25 protein-coding genes and 1 tRNA gene are annotated in these 24,619 nt (G+C 72.3%); 20 read left to right on the forward strand and 6 right to left on the reverse strand.

Annotated features, from left to right (window positions below; genetic code table 11):
• Nucleotides 1–246 precede the first annotated feature (246 nt).
• Nucleotides 247–663 carry a hypothetical protein gene (locus tag FLM69_RS07670; RefSeq protein ID WP_141843717.1) on the forward strand — a complete coding sequence of 139 codons (417 nt, stop codon included), beginning with the start codon at nucleotides 247–249 and terminating at the stop codon, nucleotides 661–663.
• A gap of 967 nt (nucleotides 664–1,630) precedes the next feature.
• Here the strand turns inward: FLM69_RS07670 and FLM69_RS07675 are convergent.
• On the reverse strand, nucleotides 1,631–2,476 hold the full coding sequence (locus FLM69_RS07675; RefSeq protein WP_036314027.1) for an alpha/beta fold hydrolase: 846 nt from the start codon (nucleotides 2,474–2,476) through the stop codon (nucleotides 1,631–1,633).
• A gap of 87 nt (nucleotides 2,477–2,563) precedes the next feature.
• Nucleotides 2,564–3,343: a DUF72 domain-containing protein gene (locus FLM69_RS07680; protein WP_370510501.1), complete on the reverse strand. Its 780-nt coding sequence runs from the start codon at nucleotides 3,341–3,343 to the stop codon at nucleotides 2,564–2,566.
• A 121-nt stretch (nucleotides 3,344–3,464) separates the two neighbouring features.
• Here FLM69_RS07680 and FLM69_RS07685 point away from each other — a divergent pair, with 121 nt between their 5' ends.
• From FLM69_RS07685 to FLM69_RS07725, 9 genes are all read left to right on the forward strand, one after another.
• Entirely contained in the window at nucleotides 3,465–3,566 is a 102-nt protein-coding gene (locus FLM69_RS07685) for an AbgT family transporter (RefSeq protein ID WP_199489685.1), read from the forward strand.
• A gap of 61 nt (nucleotides 3,567–3,627) precedes the next feature.
• Complete coding sequence (gene glsA, locus FLM69_RS07690) at nucleotides 3,628–4,584, forward strand: glutaminase A (RefSeq protein WP_073116916.1); 957 nt, start codon at nucleotides 3,628–3,630, stop codon at nucleotides 4,582–4,584.
• 99 nt (nucleotides 4,585–4,683) lie between these two features.
• A complete protein-coding gene (locus FLM69_RS07695) occupies nucleotides 4,684–5,622 on the forward strand; it encodes an SDR family oxidoreductase (RefSeq protein ID WP_141843719.1) in 939 nt (312 codons plus the stop codon).
• Between the two features lie 75 nt (nucleotides 5,623–5,697).
• Entirely contained in the window at nucleotides 5,698–6,768 is a 1,071-nt protein-coding gene (locus FLM69_RS07700; RefSeq protein WP_141843721.1) for a nucleoside hydrolase, read from the forward strand.
• A gap of 80 nt (nucleotides 6,769–6,848) precedes the next feature.
• A complete protein-coding gene (locus FLM69_RS07705; protein WP_141843723.1) occupies nucleotides 6,849–7,682 on the forward strand; it encodes an aldo/keto reductase in 834 nt (277 codons plus the stop codon).
• A gap of 131 nt (nucleotides 7,683–7,813) precedes the next feature.
• Nucleotides 7,814–8,737, forward strand: coding sequence for a phage holin family protein (locus FLM69_RS07710; protein ID WP_141843724.1), 924 nt, complete (start codon nucleotides 7,814–7,816; stop codon nucleotides 8,735–8,737).
• 149 nt (nucleotides 8,738–8,886) lie between these two features.
• Nucleotides 8,887–9,528, forward strand: a complete 642-nt coding sequence (locus tag FLM69_RS07715) for a CDP-alcohol phosphatidyltransferase family protein (RefSeq protein ID WP_036382555.1) — start codon at nucleotides 8,887–8,889, stop codon at nucleotides 9,526–9,528.
• 125 nt (nucleotides 9,529–9,653) lie between these two features.
• Nucleotides 9,654–10,874, forward strand: coding sequence for a glycosyltransferase (locus tag FLM69_RS07720; protein WP_095695491.1), 1,221 nt, complete (start codon nucleotides 9,654–9,656; stop codon nucleotides 10,872–10,874).
• Nucleotides 10,875–10,919: 45 nt separating this feature from the next.
• Nucleotides 10,920–10,993 (forward strand) — tRNA-Ile (locus tag FLM69_RS07725).
• 61 nt (nucleotides 10,994–11,054) lie between these two features.
• On the opposite strand, the gene FLM69_RS07730 is transcribed toward FLM69_RS07725, so the two are convergent.
• Nucleotides 11,055–11,933 carry a LysM peptidoglycan-binding domain-containing C40 family peptidase gene (locus FLM69_RS07730; RefSeq protein ID WP_063190279.1) on the reverse strand — a complete coding sequence of 293 codons (879 nt, stop codon included), beginning with the start codon at nucleotides 11,931–11,933 and terminating at the stop codon, nucleotides 11,055–11,057.
• Nucleotides 11,934–12,243: 310 nt separating this feature from the next.
• On the opposite strand from FLM69_RS07730, the gene FLM69_RS07735 reads away from it, so the two are divergent.
• Nucleotides 12,244–13,440 carry a glycosyltransferase gene (locus FLM69_RS07735; RefSeq protein WP_082836684.1) on the forward strand — a complete coding sequence of 399 codons (1,197 nt, stop codon included), beginning with the start codon at nucleotides 12,244–12,246 and terminating at the stop codon, nucleotides 13,438–13,440.
• Here FLM69_RS07735 and FLM69_RS07740 read toward each other — a convergent pair.
• Nucleotides 13,376–14,050, reverse strand: a complete 675-nt coding sequence (locus FLM69_RS07740; protein WP_063190280.1) for a murein hydrolase activator EnvC — start codon at nucleotides 14,048–14,050, stop codon at nucleotides 13,376–13,378. The two genes, FLM69_RS07735 and FLM69_RS07740, sit on opposite strands and share 65 nt — an antisense overlap.
• 404 nt (nucleotides 14,051–14,454) lie before the next feature.
• Between FLM69_RS07740 and rpsB the strand changes: the two genes are divergently transcribed.
• From rpsB to FLM69_RS07785, 9 genes are all read left to right on the forward strand, one after another.
• Entirely contained in the window at nucleotides 14,455–15,348 is an 894-nt protein-coding gene (gene rpsB / locus FLM69_RS07745; protein ID WP_063190281.1) for a 30S ribosomal protein S2, read from the forward strand.
• 103 nt (nucleotides 15,349–15,451) lie between these two features.
• Entirely contained in the window at nucleotides 15,452–16,288 is an 837-nt protein-coding gene (gene tsf, locus FLM69_RS07750; protein WP_141843726.1) for a translation elongation factor Ts, read from the forward strand.
• Between the two features lie 208 nt (nucleotides 16,289–16,496).
• On the forward strand, nucleotides 16,497–17,264 hold the full coding sequence (pyrH, locus tag FLM69_RS07755) for a UMP kinase (RefSeq protein WP_141843728.1): 768 nt from the start codon (nucleotides 16,497–16,499) through the stop codon (nucleotides 17,262–17,264).
• A 53-nt stretch (nucleotides 17,265–17,317) separates the two neighbouring features.
• A complete protein-coding gene (gene frr, locus FLM69_RS07760; RefSeq protein ID WP_036314042.1) occupies nucleotides 17,318–17,875 on the forward strand; it encodes a ribosome recycling factor in 558 nt (185 codons plus the stop codon).
• A gap of 25 nt (nucleotides 17,876–17,900) precedes the next feature.
• Entirely contained in the window at nucleotides 17,901–18,737 is an 837-nt protein-coding gene (locus tag FLM69_RS07765) for a phosphatidate cytidylyltransferase (RefSeq protein WP_141843731.1), read from the forward strand.
• Nucleotides 18,738–18,786: 49 nt separating this feature from the next.
• Nucleotides 18,787–19,386, forward strand: a complete 600-nt coding sequence (locus FLM69_RS07770) for a DivIVA domain-containing protein (RefSeq protein WP_136940025.1) — start codon at nucleotides 18,787–18,789, stop codon at nucleotides 19,384–19,386.
• A 156-nt stretch (nucleotides 19,387–19,542) separates the two neighbouring features.
• Complete coding sequence (gene pdhA, locus FLM69_RS07775) at nucleotides 19,543–20,697, forward strand: pyruvate dehydrogenase (acetyl-transferring) E1 component subunit alpha (protein ID WP_141843733.1); 1,155 nt, start codon at nucleotides 19,543–19,545, stop codon at nucleotides 20,695–20,697.
• An 8-nt stretch (nucleotides 20,698–20,705) separates the two neighbouring features.
• Entirely contained in the window at nucleotides 20,706–21,761 is a 1,056-nt protein-coding gene (locus tag FLM69_RS07780) for an alpha-ketoacid dehydrogenase subunit beta (RefSeq protein ID WP_181743497.1), read from the forward strand.
• Entirely contained in the window at nucleotides 21,758–23,200 is a 1,443-nt protein-coding gene (locus tag FLM69_RS07785; RefSeq protein ID WP_141843737.1) for a dihydrolipoamide acetyltransferase family protein, read from the forward strand. Before FLM69_RS07780 ends, FLM69_RS07785 begins: the two co-directional genes overlap by 4 nt.
• 109 nt (nucleotides 23,201–23,309) lie before the next feature.
• Here FLM69_RS07785 and FLM69_RS07790 read toward each other — a convergent pair whose 3' ends face one another.
• A complete protein-coding gene (locus FLM69_RS07790) occupies nucleotides 23,310–23,828 on the reverse strand; it encodes a GNAT family N-acetyltransferase (RefSeq protein ID WP_141843743.1) in 519 nt (172 codons plus the stop codon).
• Nucleotides 23,829–23,886: 58 nt separating this feature from the next.
• Complete coding sequence (locus tag FLM69_RS07795) at nucleotides 23,887–24,453, reverse strand: TetR/AcrR family transcriptional regulator (RefSeq protein ID WP_255502763.1); 567 nt, start codon at nucleotides 24,451–24,453, stop codon at nucleotides 23,887–23,889.
• Between the last annotated feature and the right edge of the window lie 166 nt (nucleotides 24,454–24,619).

Genomic DNA, 24,619 nt, shown 5'->3' on the forward strand with positions numbered 1-24,619 from the left:
GTGAGCTGGATCGAGCGGACCTATCACCGCCGTCGTAGGCAGGCCCGTCTCGGGAAGCTCACCCCTGTCGAGTTCGAGATGGTTCAATCAGTCCAGGCGGCTGCCGCCGCCTGATAACTCGTGTCAAGCAAACTCATGGCAGACCCGAAGAGGTCCTCTTGAGCGAGAGGGATCAGAGAGCAATAGCGGTGCATAGAGAACGCGCAGTATGGTGGGGCGCGTCACATCCACTCGAAAGAGACTCTCATGCCCGACAAGCATCGACCGCGCCTCTCTCGTCTAGCCCAGTCCGGGGCCGCGTTTTCCCTCGTAGGAGCCCTCACCGTCAGCAACTTCGGGGCTACCGCCTGGGCGGCCCAGCCCGCCTTCACCCCTCAAGCAACAGACGGGTACGCAGCCGCCGCCTCGCTTCCCGGCGACTTCGAGAATCAAGGAAGCACATCCAGCGAGTGGGATGATTACTTCTCTGATCTTCTAATCGAGGAAAAGAAGACCGGCCCGGAAGTAGCCGAAACGCAGGCGTTGCCCTGGGCTGTCTATAGGTGCCTCATGGGAATCGGTCTCAATGGGCCTCAGATCACCCAGATCATGGTTCGGGGGACCCCTGAGGCGTTTCTCGCCGCAGGAGGACGGGCTGCGCTTGCCTGCCTGAGGGGAAAGTGACCTATGCCACTCCGAGGCATTTCCCGCTCAGCCCTTGAAGAGGAGCTAAGGGCAGTCAACGCGAAACTCTCCACCCACCCTCTAGCATCCGCTCCAGTCAAGGAAGCGCACGCACTCATTGCAACGATGCAAGGAGCAGACAAGGCAGAGGTCTCCAAAAGGCTGTCTGACAAGGGGCTCCCATCCCTCGACGAACTTGGAGCCCTCCAGCTCAAGGGGTCAGTTTCTTGGTGGCGACTAAACAGGAAGAAGAATAAGCTCGAAAAGAAGCTAGAAGAAAAATCAGAATGACGAATATTATAGTCGCTTTGATTGAGATCCTCGCTTCTAGCTTTGTGGCCCCACCCCCTCCTGTGATTAGTTCACTTCTTATGAAGAATTGAACTACTTTTCACACTGGCACGGACTACCCAGCTCCAGCCAATCCCAAATGGCCCTCCCGCGTCCTCGTGGAGCGGTCCGGGGTGCACCCCGTATGGGACTGGTGTGCGATCAGGTGCCCGCTGGATCGGGCCGCCTGACTGACATCGGACGGGACCGGGACACGACGCCGTCGGTGATGTCGGAGGCACAGGAGAAGACGCGCCGTCTCGTAGCCTGGCCGTTCGTGGCGGGGCGGGTCTGGGATCTGCTCGGCTTCGGTAGGTGCGCGTCGCTGTGGAGGGAGCTTCGTCGATGACGGTCTTCGGGATCATCTGGCTCAGTGTGCTCACCCACCTGCCGTCCGGAATCGACCCCTTCCGGGCCGTGGGCCTCCATCTGGGGGGGCAGCCGCGCTCAGCGGCTTCATCCTCCACGTGCTGACGCGCGGTTGTGCGAGCCGGGCGGCCTGACCCCACGCTCCGGGTGATCACGGCGTCGTCGGATCGAACCTGACAGGTCAGCGTCGGCGCCGCGGTGGGCGGCTTGCACCCCCCCTTACGATCGCCGTGCCGCGTCCAGCACGCGGATGCGCCCGCCCGCGCCCTCACTCCGCCAGGAACTCCAGCAGGATCCGGTTGAACTCCTCGGAGTGGCTGATGCTGAAGCCGTGCGGGGCGTCCTTGACCAGTTCGACGCGGCTGCCGTCGATCGCCTTGTGCGTCCGCTTGCCGGAGCCCTTGAACGGCACGATCTGGTCGGCGTCGCCGTGCAGGACCAGGGCCGGCACGGTCACCGCCGGCAGGTCGCGGCGGAAGTCGGTGGCCCCGAACGCGTCCATGCAGGCCAGCGCCGCCGTCTGGTCGGACTGCAGCGCCATCCGGATGGCCTCCTGGCGCTGCTCCTCGGTGACCTTGAGGCTGCTGGTCAGACCGGCCAGCTTGGGGGTGGAGAAGAACGTCGTCGTGAAGTCGTCGAAGAACGACTCGCGGTCCTTCTCGAGGCCCGCCCGCATCTCGGCGGCCTGCTTCTCGGTCAGCGGGCCGTCGGGGTTGTCGTCGGTCTTCAGCAGGTACGGGGGCACCGCGCCGGCGAACACCACCGAGTGGATCCGGTCCGCGCCGAACCGGGACATGTAGCGCGCCACCTCGCCGCCGCCCATCGAGAAGCCCACGAGCGTCACGTCCCGCAGGTCGAGCTCAGTGAGCAGACCGTGCAGGTCGGCGGTCATCGTGTCGTAGTCGTACCCGCCGGTGGGCTTCTCCGAGACGCCGAAGCCCCGCCGGTCATAGGTGATCACGCGGTAGTGCGGGGACACGGCTGCGACCTGGTCCTTCCACGAGTCGAGGGTCAGCGGCCAGCCGTGGATGAGGACCACGGGACGCCCGTGGCCGGCCTCCTCCACGTTCAGTCCGATCGTGCCGTGGTCCGTGGGGATCTGCATGAGGGTCATGTGCGTCTGCCTTCCTGTGCTCTCGGGGGACGACGGCGGCGCTCGGCCGCCGCTTCCTCCTCACGCTAGGCACGCGCTCGGCACGTGTCAGGCTTCGGTCTCCGCCATCCTGCGCAGCGTCAGCGCGTTGAACGCGGCGTGGCCGTGGTTGTCGTTGTTGAAGTAGACGTAGGCGGGCCGTGCGCCCGTCGCGTCCCCGGCCGGGCCGCCGTCGTCCGCGCCGGTCAGCCCCCGCAGCCGCCCCACCCAGGGGGCGAGCTCGTCGTCGGAGAACGAGCCGCCGTAGCGCCAGTCCGGGTCCGCGTTGTGGAAGCGCACGTAGGCGAGGCGCCCGGTCGCGCGCAGCACCGGCTCCCGCCCGGCGATCACCGAGACCACGAACCCCGCCCCGTGCCGGTCGAGGAGGTCGAACACGTCCTCGTCCAGCCAGGACTCGTGCTGGACCTCCACCGCCACGCGCACCCGCTCGGGCAGCAGGCCGAGGAACCCGGCGAGTCGGTCGTCGTCGCGGTGCAGGTGGGCCGGCAGCTGCAGCAGCAGCGGCCCGGCGTGGTCACCGAGCAGGTCCAGGGTGTGCACGATGCGCTCCACCCAGTCCTGCGGCTCGTTCAGCTTGCGGTAGTGGGTCAGGTAGCGGGAGGCCTTGACGGCCATCTCGAAGCCGGCGGGCAGGCGCTCGCGCCAGGCCTCGACGGTGCTGTCCGCCGGCCAGCGGTAGTGGGAGCCGTTGAGCTCGACCGTGCCGAAGCGCTCCGTGTAGTGGTCGAGCTGATCGGCGATCCGCAGCCCCTGCGGGTAGAAGGTCCCGCGCCAGTGGTTGTAGGTCCAGGCCGGAGGTCCCGATCCGCACGTCCATCCCCCGACGATAGCCCCGGCCCGGGTCCCCGGGTCTTGCCTTGACTCGCCGCGGCAGGCGTAGCGTCCCGCTGATCATCGCGGTGGCTCAGAGGTACGACCGGAAGATGGGCATGGCTCCCTGATCGCCACGATGCTCCCGTCCTCGATCGCCTTCCTGCCCGCGTGGACCGGCATGGTCATCGGCTGGATGTGGCTGGACCTGCCGCTGGGCCCGAATGCCCCGGTCCAGTGAACGCCGTGACCGGCCCGGCACCCGCCCGCGACCCGGGCGCCCGCCCACTACTGTGACAGGAATGGACACGACGCGATTCGACGACGACCTGCGCGCGATGCTCGACGAGGTGGAGTCCGACCGCCGCGGCGAGCCCTCCGACTACCTCGAGGACGTCGCCGGCCAGCATGTGGACGGCCTCGCCGTGGCGGTGTGCACGGTGGACGGCCACCAGGCCGCCGCCGGGGAGACCGAGCACGCCTTCGCGCTGCAGTCGGTCTCCAAGGCCCTCACCTACGCGGTGGTGCTGCAGGAGATCGGCCTGGACCACGTGCTGGAGGACGTGGGCGTCGAGCCCTCCGGTGAGTCGTTCAACCACCTGTCCCTGCACGACGACGGCCGGCCGTGCAACCCGCTGATCAACGCCGGCGCCATCCTGGTCCACTCCCTCCTGCCCGCCGGGGACGAGGATGAGCGGACGGCCCTGCTGCTGCGCCGCTACAGCGCGCTGGCCGGCGTCGAGCTGGAGGTCTGCGAGGACGTCCTCGACGCCGAGCGCACCCGTGCCGACCGCAACCTGGGCCTGGCCCACCTGCTCGCCGACGCCGGCCGGCTGCCCATCTCGGCCCGCGAGGCCGTGGCCGGGTACCTCGCGCAGTGCTCGGTCCTGGTCACCGCACCCCAGCTGGCCGTCATGGGCGCCACCCTCGCCGCTGGCGGCACGAACCCCGTGACGGGGGAGCGGGTGCTGGACGAGTGGGTGGCGCAGCAGGCGATGTCCGTGATGCTCACCTGCGGCATGTACGACGCCAGCGGCCAGTGGGTGGCCGAGGTCGGCGTGCCCGCGAAGTCCGGCGTCTCGGGCGCGCTGCTCGGCGCCGTGCCCGGGGCCCTGGGCCTCGCCACGTGGTCGCCGCGCCTGGATGAGCAAGGTAACTCCCGGCGTGGCATCGGGTTGTTCGAGGGGCTCAGCGCGCGCTGGGACCTGCACGTGCTCCAGCACCGTGGCGCCCTGCGCGGCCTCAGCGGGCCCCGCTGACGCCTGGCCGCCGCCGCGCCGCCGTCGCGAGGGCCACGCCGACGACGCCGCGCCCCGTCCCTTGTCACCCTCTGACGCGCGCCGCGTAGCATCGGGCCCATGACCACTCCAGAGAAGAAGGACGACGCCCCCGCGATCCCCGTGCAGGACTCCCAGCTGGCCCACGACGACCCCCGCACCCGCCACCCGAAGCTCCGCATCGCCAAGCAGCGCCAGCCCGAGCCGGGCCTGGACGTGAAGACGGATCCCGTCCCGGACATCGGTCTGGACTCGTACCGGGGGATCGGCCGGCTGACCGGCCGCAAGGCCCTGGTCACCGGCGGCGACTCCGGCATCGGTGCCGCGGTCGCCATCGCCTACGCCCGTGAGGGCGCGGACGTCGCCATCGCCTACCTGCCTCAGGAGCAGCCCGACGCCGACCGCGTCCTGGCGGCGATCGAGGCGGCCGGGCGCACCGCCGTCGCGCTGCCGGGCGACCTGATGGACGCCGACTACCGCGCCTCCCTCGTGGACGAGGCGGCGCAGCGCCTCGGCGGCCTGGACATCCTCGTGAACAACGCGGGCAAGCAGTTCATCTCCGATGACCTGACCGATCTCACCGACGAGCAGGTCCACGAGACGTTCCAGATCAACATCATGTCCATGTTCACGCTCAGCCGCGCCGCGCTGAAGCACATGGGTCCGGGCAGCACGATCGTGAACACCACCTCGGTGCAGGCCTACAACCCCAACCCGAGGCTCCTCGACTACGCCGCCACCAAGGGCGCCATCAACAACTTCACCAAGGGCCTGGCCGAGCAGCTCGGCCCGAGGGGCATCCGTGTCAACGCGGTGGCGCCCGGGCCCATCTGGACGGTGCAGCACGTGTCCTACGGTGAGCCCGAGGAGAAGCTGCCCGAGTTCGGCCACAGCACTCCGATCGGCCGCGCCGGCCAGCCCGTGGAGATGGCGCCCGCCTACGTGTTCCTGGCCTCGGGCGAGTCCAGCTACGTCAACGGCGAGACCCTCAACGCCAACGGCGGTACGCCCACCCCGTGACGCCCGACGGTCACGGATCCGGGGAGGACCGCGCCTGATCGGTCGGGCGGTCGCGACGGCACTACAGTGGCCGCCGTGACCGCCCGCCTCCTCGCCGACGTCGACACCGGCATCGACGACGCCTGCGCCCTGCTCCACCTCGTGGGCGCCCATCGCCTGGGTGTCGGCCCCGAGCTCGCGGCCATCACCACCACGGGCGGCAACGCGACCGCCCGGGACTGTGCCCTGAACACGGCCGCAGTGCTGGACCTGGCCGGCCGGGCCGAGGTCGAAGTGGCCGTCGGTGCCGAGGCCCCGCTGCGCCGCCCCGCGGTCACCACCCCGGAGACCCACGGTGACGGCGGTCTCGGCCATGCCCGGATCGATCGGCGCCCCGAGCGGCTCTCGCCCCGGCCCGCCGTGGACGTGTGGCTGGACGAGCTGCGGGCCCACCCCGGGGAGACGACGATCCTCTGCACCGCGCCGCTGACGAACCTGGCCCTCGCCCTGCGCACCGAGCCGCGCCTGCCGTTCCTCGCCCGCGGCATCGTGATCATGGGCGGCTCCTTCTATCATCCGGGCAACACCACGCCCACCGCCGAGTGGAACACCTGGGTGGACCCCGACGCCGCGAAGGAGGTGTTCGCGGCCGTCGAGGGCCTGCCCGAGGACCGCCTGCCGATCGTCTGCGCGCTCGAGACCACGGAGCGGATCGAGTACACGCCCGCCCTGCTGGACGGCCTCCTGGCCGACGCCGGCGCCCACCCCGTCGGCTGGTCCGCGGACCGACCGCGGGTCGCCGGGCCGGACACCGCCACCGGCAGCCCCGTCCTGGACGTGCTCGCCGACGCGCTGCGCTTCTACTTCGAGTTCCACCACGACTACGACCAGGGCTACATCGCGCACCTGCACGACCTTTTCGCCGCCCAGGTGGCCGCGGGCCAGGCCCGCATCGCCACGCGGGCCACCGTCGTCGACGTCGAGGCGGACTCGGAGCTGCTGCGCGGCACCACCGTCCAAGACACGCGGGACATCTGGGGCCGGCGCCCCAACGCCCGGCTCGTCACGGCCAACGACCCCGCTCAGGTGTTCGCGGCCTTCGCCCGCGCGGTGGGCGCCGTCGTCGCGGGGGAGCGCACGCCCGACGGCGGCGCCTCGGGCCGGTGACCGCCGTCGGGAATGCCCCCCGCCCGCGCGAGGTTGCACCCGATGCATCCGCCCGACCCCGACCCTCCAGGAGCTCCCTCATGACCGACGTTCCCACCGTCCCCTTCCACGACGGCCAGCAGATCCCGCAGCTCGGGCTCGGCGTGTGGCAGGTCGAGGACGACGTCGCGGCCGACGTCGTCGAGCAGGCGATCCGCGCCGGCTACCGCCACATCGACACCGCCGCGATCTACGGGAACGAGGAGGGCGTGGGCCGCGGCATCGCCGCGTCCGGCGTCGCCCGCGAGGAGCTGTTCCTCACCACCAAGGTGTGGAACTCGGACCAGGGCTACGAGGAGGCGCTCGCCGCCCTCGACGTCTCGCTCGACAAGCTCGGCACCGACTACGTCGACCTCTACCTCATCCACTGGGCCAAGCCGGCGCAGGGGAAGTACCTGGACACCTGGAAGGCCCTGATCGAGGCGCAGAAGCAGGGCAAGGTGCGCTCGATCGGCGTCTCCAACTTCCCGGCCGCCCAGCTCGAGGAGATCATCGAGGCCACCGGCGTGGTGCCCGTGATCCACCAGGTCGAGACCCACCCGTACTGGCAGCAGCGCGAGCTGCGCGAGGTCGAGGGCCGCCACGGCATCGTCCACGAGTCCTGGTCCCCGCTGGGTCAGGGCGGCGACCTCCTCGCCGACCCCGTGGTCACGGAGATCGCCGAGGCCCGTGGCGCGACGCCGGCCCAGGTGGTCATCGCGTGGCACCTCGCGAAGGGCTTCGTGGTCATCCCCAAGTCCGTGACACCCGAGCGCATCGTCTCGAACCTCGAGGCCGCGGGGGTGGAGCTGACCGCCGACGACGTCGCCCGGATCGACGCCCTCGACCGCGAGGAAGGCCGCCTCGGCCCCGACCCGGCGGTCATCGACTTCTGATCCAGCCGTCACCGCGCGCACCCGGCCCGTCCCCCTGGGGGCGGGCCGGTGATAGTTTTGCTCGAGAATGCCCGGTGGCCGCCGCGCCGCCCGGGCGCATCTGTCCAGGCACTCCACGGAAGGCATGCACCATGTCCCACCAGGCTCCCCCCGCCGAGGCGTCGAAGGTCCGCGCGCCGCGGACCGCCGTCCCGGTGACCCCGCAGACCCGCGCGAGCTCGCTGACCGATCTGCTCGGCGCCGCCGTGCGCCTGCTGCCCCTGCAGATGAAGGACGAGCTCGCGCTCGCCAAGGGACACGTGGCCGCGAAGGGCAAGAAGGCCGGCATCGGCGCTGGCGTCGCGGTGGTGGGCCTGTTCTTCCTCGCGCTCATGGTGGTCGCCCTCGTGGTGACGCTGATCGGCGCCTTCGCCGACCCGACGTTCTGGTTCCCGGCGCTCATGGTGGCGCTGGCGTTCCTCGTGCTCGGCCTGATCTTCGCCGGCGTCGGCATCGTGATGGTCAAGGGCGCCATGCCGCTCGTGCCGCAGGAGACCGTGCGCAACCTCGAGTACGACCTCGGCTACCTCAAGGAGGGCAACGCCTTCGACCCGGCTGAGTACGACCGCCTCAAGGCGGAGCGCGCCGAGGCCAAGCGTGTCGAGGCCGCCCGCGAGGCCGAGCGGAAGAAGGTGGAGAAGGAGGAGAACAAGAAGGCCCGCAAGAACGGCGAGGCCGCTCCCCATCCGGACCGCGACGACGCCAGCGAGGCGGAGATCCGTCGCCGTGCCGACCTGCGCCGCCGCCACCTGGGCGACATCCGCTCCGGCCTGGGCGAGAAGACCAGCGTGAAGGGCCAGCTCGCGGCCTTCGCCGCGCAGCGCAAGGGTCGCGGCGTCACCCCCGAGACCGCGCACGCCACCGAGCAGACCGCGCCGTTCACCGGTGCCGCCCGCGCGGGGGAGCGGACCGCCGAGGCCGAGGACTACGTGAAGGACAACTGGCAGCCGCTCGCGCTGCTGGGCGCCTCCTCCGCCGCGTTCGTGGCGCTCGCCGGCCGCCTGCGCCGCCGCTGACCCGGGGCGCCCGCCCTCCCAGCCCCCGAGGCCCCGATCCCCACGGATCGGGGCCTCGTCGTCTGCGGGGAGGGGCGACGGCGTCGGTAGGCTGGGCGTGTGGGGCGCCCGGCGGGGGCGTCCGCCCGCGGACCCTGGAGGAGCGACCCATGCGTGTGATCGACGTCGGCCTGCGCGAGGGCCACGAGTACCGCGTCCGCGACACCTGGCTGACCGTGCCGAACCTCATCACCCTGGCCCGCTTCGCCCTGGTGCCCGTGTTCGTGTGGTTCACCGTCGACGGCCGACACCTGGACGCGTTCGTGATCCTCGCGGTGCTCTCCGGCACGGACTGGGTGGACGGCTACGTGGCGCGCCGGTTCGACATGATCTCCACGGTCGGGCGGTGGCTCGATCCGGTGGCGGACCGCCTCTCCCTGCTGGTGGTGGCCGTGACGTTCGTGGCCACCGGCATCGCCCCGCTCTGGCTCGCCCTGGCCATCGCGATCCCGGACGTCGTGCTCGCCGCCGTGTGCCTGTGGCTGTTCGGCGGCAGCCCGGATCTGCCGGTCACGGTCCTGGGCAAGGTCCGCACCGCGCTGCTGCTGGTGGGCACGCCCCTGCTGCTGCTCGCCCGTGTGCCGGGGGTCGACGGCGGCCCGTGGAGCGGCGTGGCCCTGGCTCTGGTCGGCGCCGGTTGCCTGCTGCACATCCTCGCCGCGGGGGACTATCTCGTGCGCGCCGTGGGCAAGGCCCGCGGCCTGCGGGCGGACGGTCAGGACCCGCGCGAGGGCCCGTCCCGCCGGGGCTGACCCCTCGCGCATGGTCGCGCCGGCGCTGACGGTTGCTACCGTGGGACGCGCGCCGCGCCCGCGGCCGGTCCTCACGGCACGGGCCGGGCGCCGTCGTGCCATCGCCACCACAGAGAGGGACCGCCGTGTCCGACCGTCCCGGGATCGCCGCCGACCGCCCCCTGAAGGTGCTGATCGCTGCTGACACCTATCCGCCGCACGTCAACGGGGCCGCCACCTTCGGCCACCGCCTCGCCACGGCGCTGCACGCGCGCGGCCACGAGGTCCACGTCGTGATGCCGCGCAGCGAGGCCGGCCCGGACACCGTGGAGCACCGGCCGGAGGCCACCGTCCACCTGCTGCGCTCCCTGCCCGCACCCACGCACGAGTACTACCGCGTGGTGCTCCCGCGGCACGCCAAGACCTCCTTCCGCCGCATCTACCGCGAGGTCCAGCCGGACGTCGTGCACGCCCAGTGCCACTACATGATCGGCGAGGCCGCCATCAACGAGGCCGAGCGGCGCCGCATCCGGATCGTCTCCACGAACCACTTCATGCCCGAGAACCTCGAGCCGTTCCTGCCGTTCCCGCAGTGGTTCCTAGACATCGTCTCCCGGGTGTCGTGGAAGGACATGGGTCGGCTCATGGGCAAGGGCGCGGTGGTCACCACCCCCACGGCCCTCGCCGCGCAGGCCATGGCCGAGCACGCCGGCCTGGACAACGTCCTCCCGGTCTCCAACGGCATCGACGCGAGCGCCTACGAGCTGCAGCCGGGGGAGAAGGTGGACCATCCCGGCCATCCGGTCGTGCTCTTCGTGGGGCGGCTGGCCGTGGAGAAGAACGTGGAGGTGCTGATCCGTGCGATCGCGCACCTGGCCCGCACCCGCCCCGACCTGGATGTGCACGCCGAGATCGTCGGCGACGGCGAGCAGCGCGACCGCATCCGTGCCACGGTGGACGAGGAGGGGGCGGCCGACCGCGTCCTGCTGCGCGGCCACGTCTCCGAGGAGGAGCTGCGGGCGGCCTACCTGCGCGCCGACGTGTTCTGCCAGCCGGGCACGGCGGAGCTGCAGTCCCTCGTGACCCTCGAGGCGCTCAGCGCGTCCACCCCGGTGGTCCTCGCGGACGCCCTCGCGCTGCCCCACCTCGTGGACGAGGGCGTCAACGGCCACCTCTTCCCGCCCGGGGACCACGTGGCCCTGGCCGAGCGGATCGCCCGGATCCTCGACCTCTCGGACGCGGAGCGCGCCGCCATGGGTGAGGCGTCCCACGCGAAGGCCCTGCACCATTCCGCCCAGAAGACGGTGGACATCTTCGAGCGCCTCTACCGCGGCGCGACGGCCGCCGAGGTCCGCGCGCTGCTCTGAGACCCGTCGGTAGGATGGGCGGGTCCCGCGCGATGCCGCGGGGGAGGGGCGTTAGCTCAGTCGGTCAGAGCAGGGGACTCATAATCCCTGGGTCGCGGGTTCAAGTCCCGCACGCCCTACGAGGAACGGCCCCCGGCCGCGCGGTATGGCGCGGGCCGGGGGCCGTCGTCGTGCCGGTGCTCAGTAGCGGGCGGCCACCGCGAGCATGTCGGACTTCATGATCGTCGTGGAGGTGAACACCAGGCCCGCGTCCTCGTTGAGGGCGTGGGCGAGCTGGCCGCCGCCCATGTACATGGCCGTGTGGTAGATGCGGCCGGTGGACTGGTTCGCGTAGAACACGAGGTCGCCGGGCTGGGCCTGGGAGATCGGCACGTAGGACTTCGCGGCGAGGTACTGGTCGCCGGCGCGGCGCGGGATGGAGATGCCGGCCTGGGCCATGGCCTGCTGGGTGAGGCCGGAGCAGTCGAAGCCGGAGGGGCCGTTGCCGCCCCACACGTAATAGGAGGACGGGTTCCGGACGGCGGCGCGCACGTAGTCGACGGCAGCCTGCTTGGACGCGGGCGCCGGCGCAGGGGCAGGGGCGCTGGAGTTGGAGACCGAGGTGGTCTTCAGGACCATCCCCGGGTGGAGCATGGTCGAGGAGCTCATGCCGTTGATGGACTGCAGGATCGAGGCGGACACCCCCGTGCGGTAGGAGATGATCCACCAGCCGTCGCCGGCCAGCACGGTGTAGGTCGAGCCCGAGGTGGACGGCGCCGGGGCCGGGGTCGGGGTGGCGGTGCCGGAGGTCTTGAGGACCATGCCGGGGTGCAGCACGGTCGCGGCGGTCATGCCGTTGAGCGACTGCAGCGCGGACATGGAGACGCCGGTGCGCTGGGCGATGATCCACCAGCCGTCGCCGGAGCGGACGGTGTAGGTGGTCTCGGCGGCCTGGGCGGTCTCGGCGACGGACACGGTGCCGACGCCGGTCAGGGCGGCGGCGCCCAGGGCGAGCGCCACGGAGGCGGCGGCGGTGCGGGGGGCGCGACGCGCGGCGGCGTGCGGGGAGGTCACAGACATCAGATCTTCTTCCCGGACAGGACCTGCGGCCCGTGAGGGTGGTGCCTCGGGGCGGTGCCCGGAACGAGGCCGGACCGCGGGTGCGAGTTGACGAGCAGTGCGGATGACCGGGTACGCGAGGATGCGGAGGAAGCCCCGGTGTGGCGGACCAGCCGTAACCGATCCGTGATCAAGATACACGATCGTTATCGAAACGCAATCAGAAATTCGGATGACGCCCAGGTGGCCGCACGGTGCTCGACACCCCCCGCTCGGCACCCTCCGCGCGGCTGTCCCCGCCCCTCTCCGGCGCGGCGCTAGCGTGGTCCGGGTGAGCCCTTCCCGCCCCCTGCGCCTGCTGATGGACGCCCGCTACACCCGCACCGACTTCCACGACGGCATCTCCCGCTACGGCGCGAGCCTCATCGAGGCGGCCGCCCGCCGGGCCGCCGCACCGGGCCCGGCGGGGGCCGACGTCGAGGTCGCGATGCTGATCTCGGACGAACGACAGCTGGCCCTGCTCCCGGACGGCGTGCCGTGGCACCTCGTCTCCGGCCCCACCTCCCCACGCGAGCCGTTCGTGGCCCGTCAGGTCGCGCGCCTGCGACCGGACGTCGTCTTCTCGCCCATGCAGACCATGGGGTCGTGGGGGCGGGACTACGCCCTGATCCTCACGCTCCACGACCTCATCTACTACGAGCACCGCACCCCGCCACGGAACCTGCCCGAACCGATCCGCTGGCTCTGGCGGGCCTACCACCTGACCAAGACCCCGCAGCGGCTCCTGCTCGACCGCGCGGACGCGGTCGCCACGGTCTCCCGGACGACGGCGGAGCTCATCGCCCGGCACCGCCTCACCCGGCGTCCGGTCCACGTCATCGCCAATGCGGCGCAGGCGGTCCCGGAGTCGCGGGACCCGGACGAGACCCCGGACCGCACGCTGCTCTACATGGGCTCGTTCATGGACTACAAGGACGTCGAGTCCCTCGTGGCCGCCGCGCCCCTGCTGCCGGGCTACGCGCTGCACCTGCTCTCCCGCATCAGCCCGGAGCGCCGCGAACAGCTGGAGGCCCGGCTGGCCGAGTGTCGCGCCGCCGCGGGGGCCGCCGGCGCAGACGTGGTGTTCCACGACGGCACCGACGAGGCCGAGTACGTGCGCCTGCTCCGCCGGGCCACCGCGGCCGTCACCCTCTCCCGCGCTGAGGGCTTCGGCCTGCCGGTGGCCGAGGCGATGGCCCATGGCACGCCGGTGGTGTGCTCGGACCTGCCGATCTTCCGCGAGATCGCCGGCGCGGGCACCCCGTCCTTCCGGGGTGTCCCGCTCGAGGGGGACCGGGCGGCCGCGCTCGCGGCCCGTGTGCGGGAGCTCGAGGACCCTGCCGAGTTCGCCGCGGCCTCCCGGGCGAGCGTCGCCCAGGCGGCCCGGTTCAGCTGGGACGAGTCCGCCCGCCGACTCCTGGACCTCACGGCCGCGCTGGGCGCGGAGCGGCGTGCGGCCAGAGCACGGATGGGCCGCTCCAGCCGATGAGCACCAGCGGGTCGAGGTAGCGGTCGAAGGCCGCGTCCCCCACCCGCCAGCCATCGGGCTCCCGCACGCCCCAGTGCACGCACGCCCGCGGGCAGTGGGGCGGCGTCCCGGCCAGCCGCCCCACGGGGTCGCCCGCGTCGACCACGGCCCCCACCGCGACGTCGGCCTCCACCGGCTCGAGGGAGCTGTACGTCCCGTCCGCATGCTCGAGGGTCAGCACGGGGCGGTCGACCACGACCCCGGCGAACACGACCCGGCCGGCCGCCGGTGCCTGTATCGGAGCCCCGGAGGGCACGGCGAGGTCCACGCCCCGGTGCCCCCGACTCCACGGTCGCTCGGGAGCGACGAACGCGCGGAGCACGTCATCCGGGGCGGCTCCGGCGACGGGCGGGTGCCACGCGACCGGCGCGGCCGTCGTGCCCGGACCTGCCGGGGACGTCGCGACGAGGAGCCGCGCCTCGCCCCCCGATGGTCCGGTCGCGGCCCGCGACACGGGGTCGAGGCCGCCCATCCCCAGGGCGAGGAGGAGCCAGGCGAGCAGGGCTGCCGCGACGCACCCCACGAGGCGCGGACGCGGGAGCGGACGGGGGAGGAGCGTACGAGGGGTCATGGCGTCAGCCTGGCGTTCCGGGCGGCCGCGTGGCAGGCCCGCAGTCCGATCGTGGAGAGCGCCCGCCGCACCGGCCCCTGTGCAGGAGTCGGCGATGGGAGCGGGCGCCCACCTGGGGTAGGATTCACCTCAGCGGTGTTCTGTGGCCGGCCCTGTGCTGTGCCCCGGACGCCGACTCCGCGCATCGCGGTGGGTCGCTTCAGCGGCCCAGCCCCCACGCTCGGTCCCGTCCCCGCCGTCCTCCTGGAGAGGACGTCGGCGCGGGTGCTCGTGGGGCCCGGCAGTCCGCCGTCGTGATGCCAGGGGCCGCCCGACCGGGCCGGCCGCCAACCGTCAAGAAATCGACCGGCAGACCGCCCGCGCGTGAAGCGCGGGGTGCCACGGCTGCCACAGAAGGGAACGTCATGCCCGTCGTGACCATGCGCCAGCTCCTCGACTCCGGTGTCCACTTCGGCCACCAGACCCGCCGCTGGAACCCCAAGATGAAGCGCTTCATCTTCACCGAGCGCAACGGCATCTACATCATCGACCTCCAGCAGTCGCTGTCCTACATCGACCGCGCCTACGAGTTCGTCAAGGAGACCGTCGCCCACGGCGGCACCATCCTGTTCGTCGGCACCAAGAAGCAGGCCCAGGAGGCCATCGCGGAGCAGGCCGGCCGCGTGGGCATGCCCTACGTGAACCACCGCTGGCTCGGCGGCATGCTGACCAACTTCTCCACCGTCTCCAAGCGCGTGCAGCGCATGAAGGAGCTCGAGGAGATCGACTTCGAGGACGTGGCCGGCTCGCAGTTCACCAAGAAGGAGCTGCTGCTGCTCAACCGTGAGCTCGAGAAGCTGCAGGCCAACCTCGGCGGCATCCGCAACATGGCCAAGACCCCCTCCGCCGTGTGGGTCGTGGACACCAAGAAGGAGCACCTGGCCGTCGACGAGGCCCAGAAGCTCGGCATCCCGGTCGTCGCCATCCTGGACACCAACTGCGATCCGGATGAGGTCGCCTACCCGATCCCGGGCAACGACGACGCCATCCGCTCCGTGAACCTGCTGACCCGCGTGGTCGCGGACGCCGTCGCCGAGGGCCTGATCGCCCGCCAGGGCGGCAAGTCCGGCCAGGCGGCCGCCGAGCCGATGGCCGAGTGGGAGCGCGAGCTGCTCGAGCAGCACAACGCCCAGCAGGCCGAGCAGGCCGAGGCCCCCGCCGCCGAGGCGCCGGCCGAGCAGACCGAGGCCCCTGCCGCCGAGGCGCCGGCCGAGCCGGCCGAGGCCCCCGCCGCCGAGGCCGCCCCGCAGGGCGAGTGATCCCTGCCGGTCCGTCGGCCCGGCCCCACCTGGCCGGGCCGACGGACCGGTTCAGACCCCGAACATCCCGCACAACCCACACCACGGGAAGGACCGAACGAGCATGGCGAACTACACCGCTGCTGACATCAAGGCCCTGCGCGAGCGCACCGGCGCCGGCATGATGGACGTGAAGAAGGCTCTGGACGAGGCCGACGGCGACGCCGAGAAGGCCATCGAGATCATCCGCGTGAAGGGCCTCAAGGGCGCCACCAAGCGCGAGGGCCGCTCCGCCGCCGAGGGCCTCGTGGCCGCGACCGTCGAGAACGGCGTCGGCGTCATGATCGAGCTCAACTGCGAGACCGACTTCGTGGCCAAGGCCGACAAGTTCATCGCCCTGGGCGACGTGGTGCTGCGCGCCGCCGTCGCCTCCGGCGCCACCGACGTCGAGACCCTGCTGGCCTTCGACTACGAGGGCCGCACCCTGGGCGACTACGTGACCGAGGAGGGCGCCCTGCTGGGCGAGAAGGTGGCCGTGCGCCGCCTGGCCCGCGTGGAGGGCGCCTACGTGGACGCCTACCTGCACAAGACCTCCAAGGACCTGCCGGCCCAGGTGGGCGTGCTCCTCGCCGTGGACGCCGACTCCGCCGAGGCCAAGACCGCCGCGCACGACATCGCCGTGCACGTCGCGGCCTACTCGCCCACGTACCTCACCCGTGAGGACGTGCCGGCCGAGACCGTCGAGAACGAGCGTCGCATCGCCGATGAGACCGCCCGTGCCGAGGGCAAGCCGGAGCAGGCCCTGCCGAAGATCGTGGAGGGCCGCCTGACCGGCTTCTTCAAGGAGATCGTGCTCGTGGACCAGCCGTTCGCGAAGGACCCGAAGCAGACCGTCGGCAAGGTCGCCTCCGACGCCGGCACCAACGTCACCGGGTTCGCCCGCTTCCGCGTCGGCAACTGATCGCCGCACCCGGACCGGCCGCTCCCGGTCCACGCCCCGCGGGGGCGTAGGATCGGGAGCGACCCGAGGTCCACTCCGGCGCCGGATGGCGCCGACGACCATCGCATGACGGGGTGGCCGCCCCGACCGGGCGGCCACCCCGTCCGCGTGTCCGCCCCCGGGACGGCCGTCCCCGGCCCGACCCCCCACCGACCAGGAGATGCTTCCCATGGAGACGAACCGCGCCCCCGAGGACCCGACCACCGCCCACGCCCCGCAGACCTCGGACGACACCGGCCGCCGTCGCGTGCTGCTCAAGCTCTCGGGCGAGGTGTTCGGCGGCGGCAAGATCGGCGTGGACCCGGAGACCGTCCGCGGCATCGCCGAGCAGATCGCCGCCGCGGTGGACCAGGTGGAGATCGCGATCGTCGTCGGCGGCGGCAACTTCTTTCGTGGCGCGGAGCTGTCCGAGAACGGGATGGACCGCCGTCGGGCCGACTACATGGGCATGCTCGGCACCGTGATGAACTGCCTGGCCCTGCAGGACTTCCTCATCCAGGCCGGGGTCACCACGCGCGTGCAGTCCGCCATCCACATGGAGCAGGTGGCGGAGTCCTACATCCCGCTGCGCGCCATCCGCCACATGCAGAAGGGCCGCGTCGTGATCTTCGGCGCAGGCACCGGCCTGCCCTACTTCTCCACGGACACCGTGGCGGCCCAGCGTGCCCTCGAGGTCGGGGCGGACGAGGTCCTGATGGCCAAGTCCGGCGTGGACGGCGTCTACACCGCGGACCCCAAGAAGGACCCCACCGCCGAGCGTCTCACGCACCTGACCTACGACGAGGCGCTGCTGCGGAACATCCGCGTGATGGACCTGACCGCCATGACCATGTGCAAGGACAACGACCTGGACATGCGCGTGTTCGGCATGGAGGGCCCGGGCAACGTGACCCGCGCCCTGCTCGGCGAGCCGATCGGCACCACCGTCACCGTCTGAGGCGCGCCGCGTAGGATGGCGGCAGACCTGTTCCACCACACCGAGGAGACACCGTGATCCAGGAGACCCTGCAGTCCGCCGAAGAGCAGATGGACCGCACCATCGAGGCCACGCGTGAGGACTTCGCCTCCGTGCGCACGGGCCGCGCCAACCCGGGCCTCTACTCCAAGGTGATGGTCGACTACTACGGCTCGTTCACCCCGCTGCAGCAGCTGGCGTCCTTCACCACCACGGACGCCCGCACGCTGCTCATCACCCCGTTCGACCAGTCGGCCCTGCGCAACATCGAGAAGGCGCTGTCCGAGTCCGAGGTCGGCGCGAACCCGTCCAACGACGGCAAGGTCATCCGCATCGTGATGCCGGAGCTGACCGAGGAGCGCCGCAAGGAGTACGTGAAGCTGGTCAAGTCCAAGGCGGAGGAGCACAAGATCTCCGTGCGCAATGCCCGCCGCAAGGCCAAGGAGGCCATGGACAAGGCCGTCAAGGACGGCGAGGTCGGCGAGGACGAGGGTGCCCGCGGCGAGAAGGAGCTGGACGCGCTCACCAAACGCCACGTCGAGCTCATCGACGAGATGGCCAAGAACAAGGAGCAGGAGCTGCTGGAGGTCTGAGCCTCCCGCCGTCCGCGCTCGCCCCATGACCTCCGCCGTGTCCACCTCGCCCGCACCCCCGCGCGGCGGCCGCGACCTCAAGTCCGCCGTCCTCGTGGGGGTGGGGCTGCTGGCGACGGCCCTGGTCGGCCTCTTCTGGCTCGACTGGCTGCTGGTCCTCCTCGTGGTCGCCCTGCTGGTCGGCGCGGTGTCCGAGATCGCGACGGCGGTACGCGGCATCGGCCTGGACGTGCCGCGGCCCCCGCTCTGGGTGGCTGCGGCGGTCCTGCCGCTCACGGCGTGGCGGTGGGGGGTGCCCGCGCTGTTCGTCGCCCTCGTGGCGTGCCTGGCCCTGGTGGCCGTGTGGACGGCGCTGACGCGCCGGCGCCCGGCGGGCCAGTTCATGCTCGCGGGCGTGTTCATCGTGCTGTGGGCGCCGTTCCTGCTCTCCTTCGCCGCGGCGCTCCTGGACGAGCCGCTGGGGCACCGCATGGTGGCGGTCCTGTTGCTGATGGTGGTCTCCAACGACACGTTCGGCTACATCGTGGGCTACCGCTTCGGCCGCACCCCGATCGCCCCGCGCATCAGCCCCAAGAAGTCCTGGGAGGGCCTGGCCGGCTCCCTGGCGGGCTCGGTGCTGGTGGGCGTCGTCGCCGTCCCCGTGCTGGTCGGCCAGCCGTGGTGGGTCGGCGCCGTCCTCGGCGTGACCATCGTCGCCGCCGCCACCTCGGGGGACTTCTCCGAGTCCATGGTCAAGCGTGAGCTCGGCATCAAGGACATGTCCTCCGCCCTGCCCGGCCACGGCGGCGTGATGGACCGCCTGGACTCCCTCGTGTTCGCCGCGCCGGTGGCCTACACCGTGCTGGCGCTGCCCCTGACCTGATCCACCCCTCGACCCGGCACGTCCGGGACTCACACCGCAGGAGACGCCCATGACCCCCCGCACCACCCCGGACGCCGAGCCGGTCTTCGAGCTCGTCGAGCAGGACGAGATCGGCTACGAGACCACCCACGTGGACGCCTTCATGGCGCGTGCCCGTGAGGCGCGCGACGGCGGTGCCCCGCTGACGGCGGAGGAGGTGCGCCAGGCCCGCTTCGCGACCGTCAACGGCGGCTACGCCACGGACGAGGTGGACGACGAGCTGGACCGCCTCGAGGAGGAGCTGGCCGCCGCCGAGCGTCAGGCCTTCGTCGCCGAGCGCGGGGACGAGGACTGGGCCGCAGACCTCGAGGAGCGCGTGGCCGAGCTCGTGGCCCGCGCCGACCGGGCCCCGGCGGAGCGCTTCCGCCGCCCCTCCCGCGCGGACGCCGTGAGCTACGACGTGGACCAGGTGGACGCGCTCGTGGACCGCCTGCGCGTCACCCTGGCCGGCGCGGAGGGCTCGACGGATCCCGACGCCGAGGGCGGGCTGACCGCGGACGACGTGCGCCGCGCGTCGTTCGGCGAGGCGGAGGGTGCCGCCGGCTACGAGGAGGGCCAGGTCGACGCCTACCTCGACGCCGCCGTCGACGTGCTGCTGCGCCGCGCCTGACACCCGGCCCTCGCGCGGCGGCCCCGGGCAGAGTGGCGCAGATCACACTCACGTGAGTACAATCGCACCACCGAGACGCCGCGCGCTCCACCCCTGCTCGCGCATGCGTACAGCTCCCTCGCCCCGCACCGTGGGCGTCGATCGGAAGGCAGTGCAGTGACCCTCGTGGACCACACCCGTCCCACCGGCGGCCGATCCGCCGGCTCTCCGCCCCCGGCGGGCCCGGCCGAGGCCGTGGCGCTCCAGGTGCTCGACGCGGAGGGCCGCCGCCGTCCACAGCCGGAGCTCGACCCGTGGATCGAGGACGTCGACGCCGACGCCCTCGCCGCGCTGTACCGTCAGATGGCCGTGGTCCGGCGCCTCGACGTCGAGGCCACGCACCTGCAGCGTCAGGGCGAGCTGGCCCTGTGGCCCCCGCTGTTGGGCCAGGAGGCCGCCCAGGTGGGCTCCGCCGTCGCGCTGCGACCGGACGACTTCGTCTTCCCGTCCTACCGCGAGAACGGCGTGGCCCTGCTGCGCGGCGTCCCCGCGCTGGACCTGCTGCGGGTGTGGCGCGGCTCCACGTTCTCGAGCTGGGACCCGAACGAGGCGCGGGTGGCCACCCAGCAGATCATCATCGGCGCGCAGGCCCTGCACGCCGTCGGCTATGCGATGGGCGTCCAGCGGGACCAGGCGGACGTGGCCACGATCGTCTACTTCGGCGACGGCGCCACGAGCCAGGGGGACGTCAACGAGGCCATGGTCTTCAGCGCCTCCTACCAGTCGCCCGTGGTGTTCTTCTGCCAGAACAACCACTGGGCCATCTCCGAGCCCGTGCGCCTGCAGACCCGCCGCAGCATCGCGGACCGCCCGTGGGGCTTCGGCATCCCGTCGATGCGCGTGGACGGCAACGACGTCCTGGCCGTGCTCGCCGCGACCCGCGCCGCCGTCGAGCGCGCGGCCGACGGGGGCGGCCCCACCTTCATCGAGGCCGTCACCTACCGCATGGGCCCGCACACCACCGCGGACGACCCCACCCGCTACCGGGACGACGCCGAGCTCGCGGCCTGGAAGGCCCGTGACCCGCTGACCCGCGTGGAGGCGCACCTGCGCACCCTCGACGTGGACGTGGACGCCGTGCTCGCGCAGGCCCAGGCCGAGGCCGACGAGCTGGCGGCGGAGGTCCGCCGCGCCCTCGAGGCGCTCGAGGAGGACGGCGCGGACAGGCTCTTCGACGAGATCTACGCGGAGCCCCACCAGGAGCTCGAGCGGCAGCGCCGCGAGCACGCCCTCTACCTGCAGCAGTTCGACGACGAGGAGGCGGGCGCGTGAGCGAGCGCATGACCTTCGGCCGGGCGATCAACCGCGGCCTGCACCGTGCCCTGGCCGACGACCCCAAGGTCCTGCTCATGGGCGAGGACATCGGCGCCCTCGGCGGCGTGTTCCGCATCACCGACGGCCTGCAGGCCGAGTTCGGCGAGGACCGGGTGCTCGACACCCCGCTGGCCGAGTCCGGCATCGTGGGCACGGCCATCGGCCTGGCGATGCGCGGCTACCGGCCCGTCGTCGAGATCCAGTTCGACGGCTTCGTGTACCCGGCGTTCGACCAGATCGTGGCGAACCTGGCCAAGCTGCGCGCCCGCACCCGCGGCGCCGTGCCGATGCCGGTCACCATCCGCATCCCCTTCGGCGGCGGCATCGGCTCCCCGGAGCACCACTCCGAGTCGCCCGAGGCCTACTTCCTGCACACCGCGGGCCTGCGCGTGGTCTCCCCGTCCTCCCCCCAGGAGGGGTACGACCTCATCCGCGCCGCGATCGCCTCGGAGGACCCGGTGGTCTACCTCGAGCCCAAGCGTCGCTACCACGACAAGGGTGACGTGGACCTGGACGTCGCGATCCCGCCGATGAGCCCCGCCCGCATCCTGCGCGAGGGCCGTGACGCCACGCTCGTGGCCTACGGTCCGCTCGTGAAGACCGCCCTGCAGGCCGCCGAGGTGGCGGCCGAGGAGGGCGTCGATGTCGAGGTGGTCGACCTGCGCAGCCTGTCCCCGCTGGACACCGGCCTCGTCGAGTCCTCGGTGCGGCGCACCGGCCGGCTCGTCGTGGCGCACGAGGCGTCCCGCACCGGCGGCCTCGGCGCCGAGCTCGTGGCCACGGTGGCCGAGCGCGCGTTCCACTGGCTCGAGGCCCCGCCGGTGCGCGTCACCGGCATGGACGTGCCCTACCCGCCGTCCAAGCTCGAGCACCTGCACCTGCCGGACCTCGACCGCATCCTCGACGGCCTGGACCGTGCTCTGGGCCGGCCGAACTCGCTGGACTCCGTGGACGCGTTCGCCGCCCCCGAGACCGCCGAGCAGTTCCTCGCCGCACAGAACGCCGGGGAGGAGACCCGATGAGCCAGAAGACCTTCCGCCTGCCCGACCTCGGCGAGGGCCTGACCGAGTCCGAGATCGTGACGTGGCGCGTGGCCGAGGGCGACGCGGTGACCGTGAACCAGGTGCTCGCCGACGTCGAGACGGCCAAGGCCGTGGTCGAGGTCTCCAGTCCGTTCGCGGGCGTCGTCGCGGCCCTGCACGGCGCCGAGGGCGAGACCCTCGAGGTCGGTGCGCCCCTGGTGACCTTCACCCTCGAGGGCGCCGAGCCCGACGTCGGCGGGCCCGCCGAGGGTGACGGCCGCGTGCCCACCCTCGTCGGCTACGGCGCCGCGCCGGACACCGGCAAGCCCGGCCGCCGTGCGCGGCGCGGCCCCGCGGCCCCGACGACGTCGGCCGCCCCGGCGGGCGAGCCCGCCCGCGGACAGGCGCCGTCCACGTCGGAGGTGGCCCCGGCCGGCGCCGGGCGCCCGCAGCCCGAGGCCGCCGAGCCGGACCGCGCGGATGCGGCCCCCGAGGCGGTGCCTCCTCGCGCGGCGTCGGGCGAGCGGCCCCGCTGCACCCCGCCCGTGCGCCTGTACGCGCGCCGCGCGGGCGTGGATCTGGAACAGGTCACCGGCACCGGCGTGGGCGGGGTCATCACCCGCGCGGACGTCGAGGCGTTCCTGGCCGGGGGCGGGCAGCCCGCGTTTGCGGCGACGCCGCCGCAGTCCGGCGCAGAGTCGGCCTCGACCGGGGGCGTCCGCACCCTGGGCGGCCGCCCGCGCACCGAGGCCGTGCCGGTCAAGGGCGTGCGCAAGGCGACCGCGGCAGCCATGGTGCAGTCCGCGTTCACCGCCCCGCACGTGACCGAGTTCCTGCAGGTGGACGTCACCGAGACCATGGAGCTGCTCGTTGAGCTCAAGGCCTCCCGCGAGTTCCGGGACGTCAAGCTCACGCCCATGACGCTCGCCGCCAAGGCGTGCCTCGTGGCGATGGAGCGCACCCCGGACGTCAACGCCCGCTGGGACGAGGCCGCCGGGGCGATCGTGCAGCAGAACTTCGTCAACCTCGGCTTCGCCGCGGCCACCCCCCGCGGGCTGATGGTGCCGAACGTCAAGGACGCCCAGGCGATGAGCCTGAGGGAGCTGGCCGACGCCATCCGCGATCTCACGGGCCTCGCCCGCGAGGGGCGGCTGTCCCCGGCGGACCTGGCCGGCGGCACCTTCACGCTCACGAACGTCGGGGTGTTCGGCGTGGACGCGGGCACCCCGATCATCAACCCGGGCGAGGGGGCGATCATCGCGATCGGCCAGGTCCGGAGGATGCCGTGGGAGCACCGCGGCGAGATCGCCCTGCGGGACGTCATGACGCTGTCCCTCTCGTTCGACCACCGCTTCGTGGACGGCGAGCAGGGCTCCCGCTTCCTCGCGGACGTCGGCGCGATCCTGCGCCGCCCGGGTCTGACCCTGACCATGGTCTGACCGCGTCGGACGCGCCGCGGCCCCGCCCCCGATCACCGGGGGGGGGCGGGGCCGTCGTCGTCGCTGGGATCGGTGCGGGCCGCAGGCGTTGCGGGGCCGCGGGGCGCGCTCAGTCGGCGGCGGGCAGTTCCATCACGAGCTCGGTGATGACCTCGGCGCGGGCGTTGGAGAAGACCTTCTCCTTACCGACGGTCTCGAAGCCGCGGCGGGAGAGCACCTTCACGGAGCCCACGTTGTCCTCGGGGACGTGCGCCCGCAGTGGGCGGGCGGTGTGCTCCTCGAGGAACCGGTCCACGGCCGCGGTCGTCAGGCCCAGGCCCCAGTAGTCCTGCGCGGTCCAGAAGGACAGCTCGCCCACGCCGTCCTGCTCGGTGCACACGAGGGCGCCCACGGCGCGGCCCTCGTGCTCGATGGTCCGCACAATGGTGTCCTCGTCCCCGAGCAGGTGGGCCCAGTGGTAGTCGAAGACGCCGCGGTCCCGGGGGTTGCGGGGGGCGAAGGCGGACATCAGGTTGGCCTGCTCGTCCTGCTGGTGGAGGAAGAACTCGTCCAGATCCTCGGGTCGGACGTCACGAAGAAGCACGGCGGTGGACCTCTCGGGGCGGGGTTCGACGGCGTCCGCCGTCACGGTACCGGCCACCGTACCACCGGACACGACGCCGGCCCGCCGGGCCGGTGCCGCCCGCTCAGTCCTCGCCGGGCAACGGTCCGGGGGCCGTGGCCGCGTCCCAGGCCATGGCCGCGAGGGTCGCGCGGCGGGCCGCGCGGTCGGCCGCGGTGCGCCGCACGGAGCGGGGGGTGGAGTTGAGCAGGCCCAGCACGGCCTGGGCGCGGAACACGGCGGTGGCCTGGTCCTCGTGGGGGTGGACGACCTGCAGCTGGCGCGCCCACACGTCGATGTAGGCGCGCTGGGTGCCCGTGATGGCCGTGCGTGCGCCGTCGGGCAGGGCGGACATGTCGCGGTCCTGCACGCGGATCACGTCGCGCTGGGCGAGGGCGAAGTCCGCCTGGAAGCCGATGAGGGCCCGCAGGGTCTCCGCCCCCGGCGCGTGCTGCGCCTCGGCGGCCAGCCCGCCGTCGAGCAGGTCCTGTGAGGCCGTGTCGAGGATCGCCGTGAGCACGGCGGCCTTGCCGGCGAAGTGGCGGTAGATGGCGGGTCCGCTGATCCCGACGGCGGCGCCGATGTCCTCGAGGCGGACCGCGTCGAAGCCCCGGGCCGCGAACAGTCGCGCCGCGGCCGCGAGCAGGTCCACCCGGCGTCGGGCCTTGGCGGCCTCCAGGGCCTCTGTCTTATACTCATCTGACGCTGCCGCCGACCGCATCGTATGAGGGCACGGCGGTGTCTGGCTGCCCCAGCCAAAAGACAAAATACGGCAGAGGACGGTCAACGCAGACATATGCCAACTACGAAGACTGTCA

The organism is Micrococcus sp. R8502A1, assembly GCF_006704135.1.
GTDB classification, from domain to species: Bacteria; Actinomycetota; Actinomycetes; order Actinomycetales; family Micrococcaceae; genus Micrococcus; species Micrococcus luteus.